This window comes from Anaerococcus sp. HMSC068A02, assembly GCF_001811125.1.
GTDB classification, from domain to species: domain Bacteria; phylum Bacillota; class Clostridia; order Tissierellales; family Peptoniphilaceae; genus Anaerococcus; species Anaerococcus vaginalis_C.
Window position 1 is genome coordinate 160,476 of the sequence record NZ_KV803714.1, and the last position, 14,811, is coordinate 175,286.

At 27.1% G+C, this 14,811-nt stretch carries 14 protein-coding genes; 1 reads left to right on the forward strand and 13 read right to left on the reverse strand.

Features of this window, described 5'->3' with window-relative positions; all coding sequences use genetic code 11:
* Together HMPREF2782_RS01955 and rpiB are read right to left on the reverse strand one after the other, a co-directional pair.
* Positions 1 to 782, reverse strand: a 782-nt coding sequence (locus HMPREF2782_RS01955; protein WP_261668560.1) for a 1-deoxy-D-xylulose-5-phosphate synthase N-terminal domain-containing protein, incomplete at its 3' end; no start/stop codon positions are given.
* A complete protein-coding gene (gene rpiB / locus HMPREF2782_RS01960) occupies positions 782 to 1,225 on the reverse strand; it encodes a ribose 5-phosphate isomerase B (protein WP_019117649.1) in 444 nt (147 codons plus the stop codon). The genes rpiB and HMPREF2782_RS01955, both read right to left, overlap by 1 nt.
* Positions 1,226 to 1,383: 158 nt before the next feature.
* On the opposite strand from rpiB, the gene murC reads away from it, so the two are divergent.
* Complete coding sequence (murC, locus tag HMPREF2782_RS01965) at positions 1,384 to 2,775, forward strand: UDP-N-acetylmuramate--L-alanine ligase (protein WP_070640517.1); 1,392 nt, start codon at positions 1,384 to 1,386, stop codon at positions 2,773 to 2,775.
* A gap of 49 nt (positions 2,776 to 2,824) precedes the next feature.
* On the opposite strand, the gene HMPREF2782_RS01970 is transcribed toward murC, so the two are convergent.
* From HMPREF2782_RS01970 to HMPREF2782_RS02020, 11 genes are all read right to left on the reverse strand, one after another.
* Positions 2,825 to 3,079: an MBL fold metallo-hydrolase gene (locus tag HMPREF2782_RS01970; protein ID WP_070640519.1), complete on the reverse strand. Its 255-nt coding sequence runs from the start codon at positions 3,077 to 3,079 to the stop codon at positions 2,825 to 2,827.
* On the reverse strand, positions 3,079 to 3,423 hold the full coding sequence (locus tag HMPREF2782_RS01975; RefSeq protein WP_019117646.1) for a type II toxin-antitoxin system PemK/MazF family toxin: 345 nt from the start codon (positions 3,421 to 3,423) through the stop codon (positions 3,079 to 3,081). The genes HMPREF2782_RS01970 and HMPREF2782_RS01975 overlap by 1 nt, the downstream gene beginning before the upstream one ends.
* Entirely contained in the window at positions 3,413 to 4,516 is a 1,104-nt protein-coding gene (gene alr / locus HMPREF2782_RS01980) for an alanine racemase (RefSeq protein ID WP_070640622.1), read from the reverse strand. The genes HMPREF2782_RS01975 and alr overlap by 11 nt, the downstream gene beginning before the upstream one ends.
* Before the next feature lie 2 nt (positions 4,517 to 4,518).
* Positions 4,519 to 5,706 (reverse strand): NAD(P)H-hydrate dehydratase, encoded by a 1,188-nt coding sequence (locus HMPREF2782_RS01985; protein ID WP_070640521.1) that lies wholly within the window; start codon positions 5,704 to 5,706, stop codon positions 4,519 to 4,521.
* Positions 5,703 to 6,983: an amidohydrolase gene (locus HMPREF2782_RS01990; RefSeq protein ID WP_070640523.1), complete on the reverse strand. Its 1,281-nt coding sequence runs from the start codon at positions 6,981 to 6,983 to the stop codon at positions 5,703 to 5,705. The genes HMPREF2782_RS01985 and HMPREF2782_RS01990 overlap by 4 nt, the downstream gene beginning before the upstream one ends.
* A 30-nt stretch (positions 6,984 to 7,013) precedes the next feature.
* Positions 7,014 to 8,435 carry an Asp-tRNA(Asn)/Glu-tRNA(Gln) amidotransferase subunit GatB gene (gatB, locus tag HMPREF2782_RS01995; protein ID WP_070640525.1) on the reverse strand — a complete coding sequence of 474 codons (1,422 nt, stop codon included), beginning with the start codon at positions 8,433 to 8,435 and terminating at the stop codon, positions 7,014 to 7,016.
* Positions 8,425 to 9,834, reverse strand: coding sequence for an Asp-tRNA(Asn)/Glu-tRNA(Gln) amidotransferase subunit GatA (gatA, locus tag HMPREF2782_RS02000; RefSeq protein WP_070640529.1), 1,410 nt, complete (start codon positions 9,832 to 9,834; stop codon positions 8,425 to 8,427). Before gatA ends, gatB begins: the two co-directional genes overlap by 11 nt.
* 9 nt (positions 9,835 to 9,843) lie before the next feature.
* Positions 9,844 to 10,122 (reverse strand): Asp-tRNA(Asn)/Glu-tRNA(Gln) amidotransferase subunit GatC, encoded by a 279-nt coding sequence (gene gatC, locus HMPREF2782_RS02005; protein WP_004838849.1) that lies wholly within the window; start codon positions 10,120 to 10,122, stop codon positions 9,844 to 9,846.
* The gene (gene ligA, locus HMPREF2782_RS02010) at positions 10,123 to 12,135 is read right to left on the reverse strand and encodes an NAD-dependent DNA ligase LigA (RefSeq protein ID WP_070640531.1); all 2,013 of its coding nucleotides are present in this window, start codon (positions 12,133 to 12,135) and stop codon (positions 10,123 to 10,125) included.
* A gap of 2 nt (positions 12,136 to 12,137) precedes the next feature.
* Positions 12,138 to 14,327 carry an ATP-dependent helicase gene (locus HMPREF2782_RS02015; RefSeq protein ID WP_070640533.1) on the reverse strand — a complete coding sequence of 730 codons (2,190 nt, stop codon included), beginning with the start codon at positions 14,325 to 14,327 and terminating at the stop codon, positions 12,138 to 12,140.
* Between the two features lie 162 nt (positions 14,328 to 14,489).
* Positions 14,490 to 14,810, reverse strand: a complete 321-nt coding sequence (locus HMPREF2782_RS02020) for a YerC/YecD family TrpR-related protein (protein ID WP_004838856.1) — start codon at positions 14,808 to 14,810, stop codon at positions 14,490 to 14,492.
* Between the last annotated feature and the right edge of the window lies 1 nt (position 14,811).

A 14,811-nucleotide genomic window follows, 5' to 3' on the forward strand; every position in this document is an offset into this window, starting at 1 on the left:
ACTTTATTTGTTCCTTGATTTTTTGAACCATAACCAATAACTGTTTTTACTTCTATAAAAGTTGGACCATTTTTATTTTCTTTTGCTTTATTAATTGCATCATAAATTTCTTCAAGATTATTTCCATCTGAAACTTTAATATAATTCCAATTTTGAGCCTTAACTCTTTGTTCAATATTTTCTGAAAAAGATGTATTTAAATTTCCATCCAAACAAATATCATTTGAATCATGAAGAATTATTAATTTATTTAAATTTAAATGACCTGCTAAAGACATTGATTCATATGAAATTCCTTCCATCAAATCTCCATCTCCACATATTGCATAAGTATAATGATCAACTATATTAAATCCATCTTTGTTATACATTGCAGCCAAGTGTTTTTCTGCTATTGCAAATCCAACTGCATTTGCAATTCCTTGGCCCAAAGGACCAGTTGTTACTTCAACACCATCTGTATGTTTTCTTTCTGGATGACCTGGAGTTTTTGAGCCAATTTGTCTGAAATTTTTCAAATCATCAATACTCAAATCATAGCCTGATAAATGTAATAGAGAGTAAAGCATAGCTGAACCATGGCCAGCTGACAAAACAAATCTATCTCTGTTGTGCCAATTGCTTTTTTTAGGATTAACATTCATTATTTTATTCCACAAAACATAAGCCATAGGACTTGCTCCCATTGGAAGACCTGGATGGCCACTATTTGCTTTTTCAATTTGTGCTATTGATAAACATCTTATTGCATTTACAGCTTTTAAATCTTTTTTATCAAACATTAATTATTCTCCTCAATTTCTTTGATTTTATTTACTCTTTTAAGATGACGTCCGCCTTCAAATTCTGTTGTAGCAAAAATCTCTACAATCATTTTTGCAACTTCTGAGCCAATTACTCTTGAACCTATGCACAAAACATTACTATTATTGTGCGCTCTAGACATTTTTGCAGAATATGTCTCAGACACGCAAGCTGCTCTTATACCTTTAAATTTATTGGCAGCAAGACTCATTCCTATTCCTGTCCCACAAATTAAAACAGCAAAATCAGCTTCTTTGTTTAAAACTTTTTCGCATGCAATTTTTGCAAAATCTGAATAATCACAAGATTCTTTTGTAAATGTTCCAACTTTTTCAACTTCATATCCAAGTTCTAAAAGTTTTTCTTCTACGCTATCAACTAGATCAATACCACCATGATCATTTCCTATTATATATTTCATTAAAAACCTCTCTAACTATTTGCTTATAAATAAAGATTATCATTTTATGACTTTACTGTCAATTTAGTAAAAGTTGTTAGAAATATCAAATTAATGGTCTTTGTATAAATTTTATGGTATAATAGTTAGGCAAAAAATATAAAAACAAAGGAGCATCAATGTTCGAATTTAATATAAATGATTATAAATATAAAAATATACATATGATAGGAATTGGTGGAATTTCCATGAGTGGTATTGCTATTTTATTAAATAATAATGGTTATAAGGTTACAGGATCTGACATTTCAATTTCTGAAACAAGCAAACATTTAGATAAAAATGGAATTAAATATACAATTGGACAAAAAAAAGAAAATATTAAAAATCCAGATTTAGTTATATATACAGACGCAATCGCCGAAAATAATGAAGAATTAGTTGCAGCTAGAAAACTTGATATTCCTGTAGTAAGTCGTGGAGTTTTCTTGGGTGGTTTGATGAAAAATTACAAAAATTCTATCGCAGTTTCTGGTTCTCATGGAAAAAGCACAACTACAAGTATGATTTCTAAAATTCTTATGAATTCTACAAAAAATCCTACTATTTTATTGGGTGGAGATCTTGATGAAATTGAAGGAAATGTACATGTTGGCGATAAGGATATATTAGTAACAGAAGCATGTGAATATAAAGGAAATATAAGATATTATTACCCTTCAATTGGAATAATTTTAAATATTGACGAAGATCATCTTGATTATTATAAAGACATAAATGACATAGTTGAAACTTTTAAATTTTACTTGAGAAATCAAAGTAAAGATTCAAAAACAATTTTGAATTTAAATGAAGAAAATAATAAATTAGTTATAGACGCAGTTCAAGGAGAATTGATTACCTATGGACAAGATAATCCTGATGCTGATTATAATGCTACAAATATAAGCTTTGATGAAAGTGGTAAGCCTAGATTTGATTTGATAATGAAAAATGGAGATGTTGAACATTTTGAGCTAGCAATTCTTGGTAGACATAATATAAATAATGCTTGTGCATCAATTATTGCTACTTTAGAAAGTGGTGTTGACATAAAAACGATCAAAAAAAATATTCAAGCCTACACTGGTCTTGAAAGAAGAATGCAATTAATAGGAAATGTTAATGATTGCAATATTATTTTAGATTATGGTCACCATCCTTCAGAGATTCAAGTTAATTTAAACGCCTTGGCTGAACACACAAAAGGAAGACTTATTTGTGTATGGCAACCTCATACTTACACTAGGACTAAGAGATTATTTAATGAATTTGTTAAATGTTTTGATGAAGCTGATGAAGTTATAATTACTGATATTTTTGCAGCACGTGAACCATTTGATCCAAGTATATCTAGTAAAGATGTAGTTGATGCTCTAATTAAAACTGGAAAAAGTGCAAAATATATTCCTACATTTGAAAAGGTAAAAGAATACTTATTGTCTGATATTAAAAAAGATGATCAAGTTATAGTTACAGGCAGCGGAGATTCAGATCGTTTAGCTAGAATGATAGCAGGTGTTAGTGAATAAAAGAAATTAAAAAGCAAGTTAAAGAAAATTCTTAATTAAAAGATTTTCTTTAACTTGCTATTTTTTTATGATTTTTATTTTTAATATAAGTATAATAATATCTACTATTAGACCTGTTTCCCCCATCTATTAATAGACTTTTGTCCTTTGTTTTTACTAAAACTGCATTTCCTTGACCTACGTCTATATAAGTAATTTCTAATTCATCTAAATTTGTATATGTATTTTCTTTTTTGTTAACAAGCAAAAAAATTAAAATTGCTGACAGGAATACTATTAATAAGTTTTTAAAACTTATTTTCATTAATCTATTCCCACAGATATGGCAATTGCCGCATCAATTTTTAACATTACCGACTTATCAAAAGAACCTAATTTATCTCTTAGCCTTCTTTTATCGATTGTTCTTAGTTGTTCAAGAAGAGCAACACTATTTTTTGGCAAACCAAATTGATTTGCACTTAAAGAAACATGGGTTGGCAATTTTGATTTTTTTAATTGACTTGTAACAGGAACTACTATAATTGTTGGAGAATATTTATTTCCCATATCATTTTGCACAACAATTACAGGTCTTACTCCTCCCTGTTCGCTCCCTACAACAGGAGAAAGATCTGCATAAAATAAATCTCCTCTTTTAACTTTCATTATTTTCTCCTATAAATTTAGAATTGCATTTATAAATCCTAGGAACTCTTTTTGAAATTGAAGTCATTAATTCGTAAGGGATAGTATTAATTTTATTTGCCTCTTTGTAAATATCTGGATAAATTGTAATATAATCTCCTATTTTACAATCAATATCACTTACATCAATCATCATTTGATCCATACAAACTCTTCCAACAACTCTTGCTAGTTTTCCATTTACTAAAACTTCTCCTATATTTGAAAATGCTCTTTTAAATCCATCTGCATAACCTATTGCAACTGTAGCAACTTTCATATCTTTACTAGCAGTAAAGCTTCTGCCATAAGAAATGCTTGTTCCTTTTTTTACATTTTTTACAAAAGATATTTGTGCTTTAAATTCAAAAGACTGTTCTAATTTGATCTTTGAAATTTCTTTTATATAATCAGATGGATAAATGCCATACAAAGAAATACCCACCCTCAACAAGTCTGATTTAAAATCATATTCCATTGATGCAGCAGAATTTGCAATATGAACTAGATTTAAATCAAAATCATCTTTGATTTTATCTATTATATATGTAAATTTTTTATATTGTTCATTTGTATAAGTTAAATCTTTCTCATCAGCTGTTGCAAAATGAGAAAAAGCTCCTATGAAATTTAAATTTTCAAGCTCTTTTAATTTTTTTATTTTTTCTATTTCAAAATCTCTAAAACCAATTCTTGTATGTCCTGTATCAAGCCCAATATGACAATTTATTTTCGAATTTAATTTACTATTTATTTCTTTAGCATAATCTAAATCATAAATTACTACATCAATATCTAATTTTCCACATTGATCATATTTATCAATAGGCAAATATCCTAATATTAAAATAGGAGTATTAATTCCATTGTCTCTTAAATATTTTGCCTCTTTAAATTGAGCTACAGCTATGTAATCTATGTAATTTTTTATGTAATTTGCAACTTCTAAAGAACCTAGCCCATAAGCATCAGCCTTTAAAACTGCACAAAATTTTGAATTTTGAGATTTTTCTTTTATTGATTTGATATTATTTAATATTTTGTCTAAATCAACTAATAAATAATTTTCTTCCATCATTAACACCTCATTAATTTATAGGTCTTTGGTAAATTTTTTATAATATCACTAGCAATTAGTGAATCTTGAGAATTTTCTAAAGAATAAATATCTCCAGCAAGCCCGTGAATATAAACAGATAAAACAGCCGCATCATACGGTTTCATAATAGCTAAATTTGAAAGTAAAATTCCTGTCAAAACATCTCCACTACCAGCTGTCGCCATTCCATTATTTCCAGATTCATTTATGTAAATATTTACACCATCTGTAACAATTGTATTTTTTCCTTTCAAAACCAAAACAATATTATGTTTTTTTGCAAATTCAAAAGAAGCTTTTTCCCTATTATTTTTTATATAAGATAAAGGCAAATTTGAAATTCTAGAAAATTCCATTTCATGTGGAGTTAAAACAATATTTTCTTTCTTATCTATTATATCAATATTTTCTTTCAAAGCATTTAGTCCATCTGCATCAATTAATAGATTTTTATCAAAATTTTGAATAATTTTTTCTATTAATTTATAAAGATTTTTTCCCTTGCCCATACCAGGACCAATTCCTATTGCATCTTTATTTTTTATTAGTGATAAAATTTTATTGCTTATTTTTTCTGAATAATAAAAATAATCACAATCCACCTCATTTATTATACTTTCTGTAGATTTTATTTGTAAAATATCAGAAATAGATGAAGGACAAATAATATAAGAAAGACCACATCCCGAACGTAAAGATGCACAAGATGACAAATAAACAGAACCAGCCATTCCTTTTTGTCCACCAATTATTGCAACTTTTCCAAAATCTCCCTTGTGTCCATCTTTTGGTCTATCTTTTAATAATTTTTTTACAGATTTATTTATTTCAATATAATTTTCATTTTTTGAGCAAATAGCAAGAGCATAATTTCCGTCATGGCTTATACTCAAATTTAATTGTGCTTTATTTTTATCAATAAAAACAATCGGTTTATTACCTATATGTTTGATTTCTATTTTTTTTCTCAATATGTAGGCTAAATTAAAACCACAAGCCTTAATAATAGCTTCTTTTGCTGCAAAAATTCCAGCAAAAGTTTGTAATGAATTTTTATTTTTTTTAGAATAATGAATTTCATTATCAGTAAATATTTTACTCTCAAAATCTTTTTTTTCTAATTTTTCTTTAAATTTTTCAATATTTACTATATCAATACCTATCATTTTCTATTCCTCAATTTTTTAAATGATTCTTCTGCATTTTTAATTATTTCTTTCTCATTTAAATAAACAAATTTTTTATCATCATACACAAGATCACCATTAATTATTACATAAGAAACATCTTTATCAAAAGTTGAATAAGGCAAGGATGAAATCAAATTATTTTGTGGTGTATGGTTAGGATTATTTAAATCAATTAAAATAATATCTGCAAGTTTGCCTTCTTCCAAAGTTCCAATTTTATCATCAAGTCCCAATGCCTTAGCCCCATTTATTGTAGCCATTTTTAAAACATCATAAGCTTTTAAATTTTGAGGATTATTATATTTTGATACAAGAGATGTTAAAGAAATTTCTTTTATCATTGATAAATTATTATTGCTTGCAGATGAATCTGTACCCATAGCTAAATTTATTTTCTTATTAATCACTCTTGTACAATCTAAAAATCCCGATGAAAGTTTCAAATTACTTGAAGGATTGTGAACTACGCTAACATCATATTTTGATAAAATATCTAAATCTTTATCTGATAAATAAACTCCATGAGCTGCTATTGTTTTATTTTCAAAAATTCCACATTCTTCAAAAACTTCAGTAGGACTTTGATTAAATCTTTTCATACAATCTGTGTTTTCTGTTTTTGTTTCAGATAAATGAATATGAATTGGCATCTTATATTTTTTTGCGTATTTATTTATTTCTTTTAAGTAATTTTTATCTGTAGTGTAGACTGCGTGAGGTCCAAAAGCTATATTTATTCTACCATCTTGACTATTTTCATATTTATTAAAAAGATCAATATTTTCTTTTATTTTTGTACAGTCTTTATCTTCAAGAGTAAGTCCTCTTGAAATTTGCGCTCTCATTTTTGATTTTTCTAGGGCTTTTATAGTTTGATCTTCAAAATAATACATATCTGCAAAACTTGTTGTTCCTGTCATAATCATTTCAGCATGTGATAGAAGCGATGCCCAATAAACATCTTCTGCAATTAATTTATCTTCCAAGGGCCAAATTTTTTCATTCAGCCAAGTCATTAATTCCACATCATCGCTAAAATTTCTAAACAAACTCATTCCAACATGGGTGTGAGCATTTACAAAACCAGGCATAGCAAGATAATTTTTGCCATCTATTTTTTTATCATAAGAAAAATCAATTTTATCATTTGTAATCTTTTTTATTTTTTCATTTTCTATATAAATATTTCCATTTTTTATTACTTCCCCATCTGCCATTGTGAGGATTTTTACATTTTCTATAAGTATATTCATAATAAATAAGAGTAGCTAAAAAGCTTACTCTTATAATTCTCCTATTCTTTCTTTTAATAAGGTATTTATTTGTTGTGGATTAGCCTTTCCTTTAGTTTTTTTCATACATTGACCAACTAAAAATCCAAAAGCTCTATCTTTACCATTTTTTATATCTTCAATTGATTGAGAATTTTCGCTTAAAACTTCTTTAACTACATCTTCTAAGAAATTTTCATCATTAATTTGAAGAAGATTTCTATCTTTAGCAAGTTTTTCTGGATCTTCATTTGATTCGAAAATTTCTCTTAAAAGTTTTTTACCAACATTATTGTTAATTTTATTAGACAAAACTAAATTTATTAATTTAGAGAAATTTTCTACAGATAAATTCATTTGATCTGCTTCAATTTCACTTTCATTTAGCCTTCTTGAAAGCTCACTTAATATCCAGTTTGAAACTTCCTTGGGATTTTTTACCAAATCATTTGTTTTTTCAAATAAATTTGCAAGATTTCTATCGTTTGACAAAAGTCCTGCATCATATTCTGAAAGTTTATATTCTTGCATATATCTTTTTGCTTTTGCTTCAGGCAATTCTGGTAAATTTTCTTTTATTTCATTAATAAATTCTTTGCTAAGCTCAATTCTTGGTATATCTGCTTCTATAGAAAATCTATAATCATTAGCAGTTTCTTTAGTTCTCATAGAAATTGTAGTTTGAGAATCGTCATCCCATCTTCTAGTTTCTTTTACAGATTTTTTACCTTCTTTAAGCATTTTTTTATGTCTATCAGTTTCAAATAAAAGAGCATCTTCGATTGCTTTTATTGAATTTAGATTTTTAATCTCAGATATTGCTGTTTTTTCACCATTATCAAGATTTTCTAAATTTATGTTTACATCACAACGCATTTGACCTTCTGCCATTATACAATCTGAAACTTCCAAAAATCTCAAAGTTTGAGATAATTTTTCTACAAATTCTCTAGCTTGCTTAGCAGATTTTAAATCTGGTTCTGTAACAATTTCAATTAGAGGAAGCCCTGCTCTGTTATAATCCATTAGGGTGTTATTACTTTCATCGTGATTAGATTTTGCAGTATCTTCTTCCATGTGAATAGAATTTAGTCTAATTTCATCTCCATCGCTTAAAATAATATGTCCACCAACAGCATAAGGCTCGTCTTGTTGGGTTATTTGGTATCCCTTTACAAGGTCTGGATAAAAATATTTTTTTCTATCCATTTTCATTGATTCTCTTATTTCACAATCTAGAGCAAGACCTGCTTTTATTGCATATCTTACAGCTTCTTTATTTATTAAAGGCAATGTTCCTGGGTGTCCTAAGCAAATTGGACAAGTGTTTGTGTTTGGAACAGCTCCAAATTCATTTTTACAGGAACAAAACATTTTGGTTTTTGTAGATAATTCAACGTGAATTTCTAATCCTATAATAGTTCTAGTTTTCATTTATTTTCCTTTCGAAAGTTTCGCAAGCATTTATTATATCTTTATCCTTAAATCTATCTCCAATAATTTGAATACTTCCAGATATTCCATCTCTTACTGGAAAAGAAATTCCGCAAGAACCTGTTAGATTTACACAAACATTAAATATATCTGAAGAAAAATCTTTAAGCGGATTATCTGTATAAACTCCTAATTTAGAAGGTAAATCTACAGTTGTTGGAGTAATGAATAAATCATGATTTTCAAAAATATTCTTAAACTCTTCTATGATTAATGTTCTTAATTTTAAACCTTGTTTATAAATTTTTTGATCATCTTCACTTGATAAATACATAGTTCCAAGTGCAATTCTTCTTTGAACATTTTCTCCAAAACCTTCAGACCTATTTTTTATAAATAATTCTTCAACATTCTTATACTCATCAGTTTGGTGACCATATCTAATTCCATCAAATCTTGAAAGATTGCTTGATACTTCAGAGCTCATTACAACATTATAAACTTCGTTTGCGTATTTAGAATATTTTAAACCTATTGGACAAATTTCTGCACCCAATTCTTTTAAAATATTTATTGCATAATTGTAATCATCTTCTACTTCCTTATCTAAATTATAAATATTAGCTTCGTTTTTTATCACTGCAATTTTTTTACCAGAAAAATCAAAATTTTCTTTTTCAAAATTATAAAAATCTAGGCAAGAAGTCATATCTAACTTGTCAGGCGATTGACTTGCATTAGCAATTATTCTCAAATCTTCTACATTTTTTGCAAATAATGAAACTTGATCTAAGCTATTTGCCATAGAAACAACACCATACCTACTCATAAGTGAATATGTAGGTTTATAGCCAATAATACTACAATAACTTGCAGGTTGTCTTACTGACCCACCTGTATCAGTTCCAAGAGAAACTAAAACATCTCCTTTTGCAACACTAACAGCAGAGCCTGATGAAGAACCACCTGGAATTAAACTTTCATCTAAAGGATTTTTTATTGGGCCAAAATATGAAGTTTCTCCAGAGCCTCCCATTGCAAACTCATCCATATTTGTTTTTGCAATAATAATAGCATCTTCTTTTAATAGATTTTCTACAACAGTTGCATTATAAACTGGCTCGAAATCTTCTAACATTTTTGATGCACAAGTTAGTTTCATATTTTTATACGAAATATTATCTTTTACACTTACAGGAATTCCAAATAAAGCTCCAATTTTTTCGCCTTTATTTAATTTTTCATCTAAATATTTTGCTCTATCCAAACTATCTTGTTCATTAAAAGAAATATAAGCATTTAAATTATCATTTTTAATTTTTTCTAATACATTTTTTGTATTTTCATAGACTGAAATTTCTTTATTTATAAATTTATCTATAGTATTTTTAATATCCATAATAGCTCCTTATAATTTCCAATTCAATCTAAAATAACCATATTCTGTATCTTTTGCATTTTTTAGAGCATCTTGTCTATCTAAAGATTTTCCTTCAATATCTTCTCTTAATACAGCCTTATGATTATCTAACATTTCAGTCATTTTTACATCTTCACAATCCACATCAAAAATATGGTCAATAAAATCTAAAATTTTATTATATTTATCAGAAATTATATCAATATCTTGATTTGATAAATCAAGATTTGCTAATTTATAAATTCTTATAACTTCATTTTTGTCCATTTATTCCTCCTCTAATTTTTTTAAAAATTCAAATAATTCTTGATTTTCTAAAATTTTTACACCCAATTTTTCTGCTTTTTCTTTTTTACTTCCAGGTTTTTCGCCACACAAAACCAAATCAGTATTTTTTGATACCGAAGAAGTAACATCTCCATTATTTTTTATAATTAAATTTTTAATATCATTTCTTTTGTAATTTTCTATTGTACCAGTTATAACAATTTTCATTCCATCAAGTGAATTAGATTTTTCGCTAGTGTCAATTGCTTTAATTTTAATCCCCTTAGATAATAAAATATCTAATGATTTTTTGATATTAGAGTCGTTGAAAAAATCAACTATGTCCTCTGCTGTTTTTTCCCCTATATCTTCAATCTCGATTAAGTCCTCTTGCTTAGTTTCTCTAAGTTTATCAAAACTTTTATATTTTTCTGCCAAATCTCTTGCAGTTTTTATCCCTACATTTGGAATTCCAATTGCGTGGATAAAATGATTTAATTCGCAAGATTTGCTATTTTCAATGGCATTTAATAAATTATTGGTCTTTTTTTCTTTAAAAGATTCCAAATTAATCAAATCTTCATAAGTAATATCATAAAGGTCATAGATTTCTTTAATGCCTAATTTATTTATAAATAATTCAATGGTTTTTTCAGACAAACCTTCTATATCCATTGCATCTCTTGATGCAAAATGTACCATTCTAGCTTTTAATTGAGGAGTACATGAAATTGAATTTGGACAATAGATATGAACATTTCCCTCAATTAATTCACTGTGACAATAAGGACATTTATCCGGTTTTTCTATTTCTTTTGTGTTTTCTTGATTTTCATCAACAACTCCCAAAATTTCAGGAATTACATCATTTGATCTTCTAATAAAAACTTTTGAACCAATTTTTACTTTTTTTCTTAAAATATCATCGTAATTATTAAGGGTAGCTCTTTGGACAGTCACTCCAGAAAAGTCAACAGGCTCAAGGATTGCTGACGGTGTAACTTTTCCTGATCGACCTACATTCCACACAACATCTAATAAAGTTGTTGTGTATTCTTCTGGATCATATTTATAAGCAATAGACCATCTTGGAAATTTATTAGTATAGCCTAAACCTTCTTGAGTTTTTACATCATTAACCTTAATTACAACACCGTCTGTCAAAACATCAATATGATGTCTTTCTTCTTTTATAAAATCAATTTCTTTTACTATATCATCAAATTTTTTTATTACTTTTTTATAAGGATAAACTGGAAGTTTTTGTTCTTTTAAAAACTTTAATTTTTCTTCTTCAGTTTTAAAATCAAGACTATTTGTTGAAATTTGATAAAAATAAGCTTTTAAATTTCTTTTTTTTGTTTGACTTGTATCAAGATTTCTTATTGCACCTGCCGCAGCATTTCTTGCATTTTTTAAAGGTATTTCATTTTCTTCATTGTATTTTTTAAGACTAGACAAGGGCATCACAGCTTCCCCTTGAATTTCTAATAATGATTTTTCTTTTATTTTTGTTGGAATGGTTGGAATAGTTAAAACTTGTTTGGTTACATCCTCTCCTTCTATACCATTTCCTCTTGTAGCTGCAGTTTTTAATAATCCATCTTCATAAGTTAAATTTATAGTTAAACCGTCGAATTTATATTCTGTAATAAATTCTAATTCTTCTAATTTATCTTCATGGGTTTTATTATATTGGTCTCTTAATTTTTTAGTTCTTATAAGCCAATCTTTTAATTGAGTTATATTTTGCGATTTATCTTGGGAATATAATCTTGTAATATGAAAATGCTTTTCAAACTTATCTAATATTGCTCCACCAACTCTTTGGGTTGGAGAAAATTCATTTACATAGCCTGTATTTTTTTCTAGATTTAAAAGCTCATCATACAACTTGTCATATTCTCCATCTGAAACTATGGGATTATCTAAGGTATAATAATGATAATTTAATTCATTTATTTTATCAATTAACTCATCTATTTTAATTTTAATTTTATCTATATTATCCATTTTTAAATCCTCTTAATTGGAGCATAGTCTTGGTTTAGCTTTTTTAATCCTTTTTTATCAAAAGCTACAACAAGCTCATTGCCATCATCTGATTTTTTCACTTGAACTATCATTCCCTCTCCCCATTTAGTGTGAATAATTTTATCTCCAATTTGAAAATCTTCTTTTGATGATTCTTTTACAGTATTTTTCTTTAGAACACTCTCTCTTGCCTTATCTCTCATATAAGCTTCATTGCTTTTCATTTTTACATAAGGAGAGTAAGCAGGAGTTTTATCTTGGTAAATTTTTTTGATTGTAGATTTCACTTCATTTAAAAATCTTGAAGGCTTATAATATACAGCCTGACCAAATTGCCTTCTAATTTCTGCACTTGAAAGATATAATTTTTCCATTGCCCTTGTTATTGCAACGTAGCAAAGTCTTCTTTCTTCTTCAATATTTCCCTCATCAAGACTTCTTTTTGATGGGAATAAACCTTCATCCATTCCGACAACAAAACAAACTTTAAATTCAAGTCCTTTGGCTGAATGAATCGTCATAAGAGAAATAGCATCATCACTATTTTCAGTTTTATCAAGATCTGATAAAAGAGATAAATTTTCTAAATAATCATAGATATTATCTTCCGGATTATTTGACTGATATTCTGCGGCTGAGGAAATAAATTCATTTAAATTATCAATCCTTGACCTATTTTCTACAGAATAAGATTCTTCCAAAGCTTTTATGTATCCACTTTTATCAAGTATTTCTTCTATCAATTCCACAATGTCATAGTCTTTGTAATTGTCAAAAATTTCCGCTAATGGATTATAAAATTTTTCACAAGAACTTTTTAATTTTGAAGGAAGATTTGAAAATAAAGACGGATCACAAACAAGCTCTGTTAAAGAAAATCCTAATTTATTTGCTTCTTTTTCTAATTTTTCTACAGTTTTATCGCCTATTCCTTTTTTTGGTTCATTTATTATTCTTTTTAAACTAATATCATCTTTTGGATTTACTAAAATTTTTAGGTAAGAGATAAGATCTTTTATTTCTTTTCTATCATAGAATTTAAGCCCGCCAACAACCTTATAATCAAGTAGATTTTTCATAAGATATTCTTCAAAAATCCTTGATTGAGCATTCATCCTATATAAAATCGCCATATCTTTTAGCTTATATCCATCATTTAATAAGGAATTTATTTCATCTATTACAAATTTTCCCTCTTCTGATTCTACAGAAGATTTTTTATATAAAACTTCTGAGCCATCATTTTTTGATGTCCAAAGATTTTTTTCTTTTCTTTCGTTATTATTTTTGATTAGTTTATTTGCAACATTAATAATATTAGAAGTTGACCTATAATTTTCTTCAAGTTTTATAGTTTTTGCATCTTTAAAATCTTTTTCAAAGTCCAAAATATTATTAATATCAGCTCCCCTAAAACTATAAATTGATTGGTCTGCATCTCCAACAACTCTAACGTTATTGTGACCTTTTCCAATAAATTTAATAAGCTCATATTGGCTTTTGTTAGTATCTTGGTATTCATCTACAAAAAGATATTCAAATTTATCTTGATAGAATTTCAAAGTATTTGAATCTTCAGCAAATAATTCCAAAGTTTTTAAAATCAAATCATCAAAATCTAAAGAATTGTATTCAAATTTTTTCTTTTCATAATTTTTATAAATATTATAATATTCTTCTTGCTTTGCATAAAAAGTATTAATATTTAAAAATTCTTTTGGACTAATTGATTTATTTTTACAATAGCTTATAAGGTTTAAAGCCTCTTTTGGGCTAATATCATCTTTATAATTTAAATCATTAATAATTTCTTTGATCAAGGTTTTTTGATCATTTGTATCATATATAGTGAAATTATTATCATATCCTATTTTATTTATATTCATCCTAAGTATTCTTGCACAAATAGAATGAAAAGTACCAATCCATAAGTGAGAAACATCTTCATCTAACAGATCTGATATTCTTTCTTTCATTTCATTGGCAGCCTTATTTGTAAAAGTTATAGCTAAAATATTAACTGGATTTACATTTTTTTCTTTTATTAGATAAGCAATGCTTGTGGTTAATACTCTAGTTTTTCCACTCCCAGCTCCTGCAACAACAAGCAAGGGACCTTTGTCGTGTAAAACTGCCTCTTTTTGTTTATCATTTAAATTAGATAAGTCCATTTTTCACATCCTTTCATCCTAATAATTATACCACAAGAAACAAAGTAATCTAAAGCTTAAAATTTATCAAAAAAATAAATCAATCAAAAAAAATAATTTTAAAATAAAAAAAACGAATCTATCAAATTGATAAATTCGTCTTAATTTCTAAATTTTTTTAATTTATTTTTTATTTTTTTCTTCTTTTAAATTATTTTCAATTAATTTTTCCAAAACTAAATCATATCCATCAGTTCCATAGTGAAGTGATCTATTTACTCTAGAAATTGTTGCTGTTGATGCTCCAGTTTGTTCTTCTATTTCACTATAAGTTTTTCTAATTTTTAATAATTTTGCAACTTGTAGTCTTTGAGAAATTGATTGAAGTTCTCTTGCTGTGCAAGCATCTTCAAAAAAATCGTAGCACTCATCTCTATTTTTCAACATTAAAATAGCATCAAAAAATTCATCTAATTCTTTACTTTGTAATTTTGAATCTGTCATA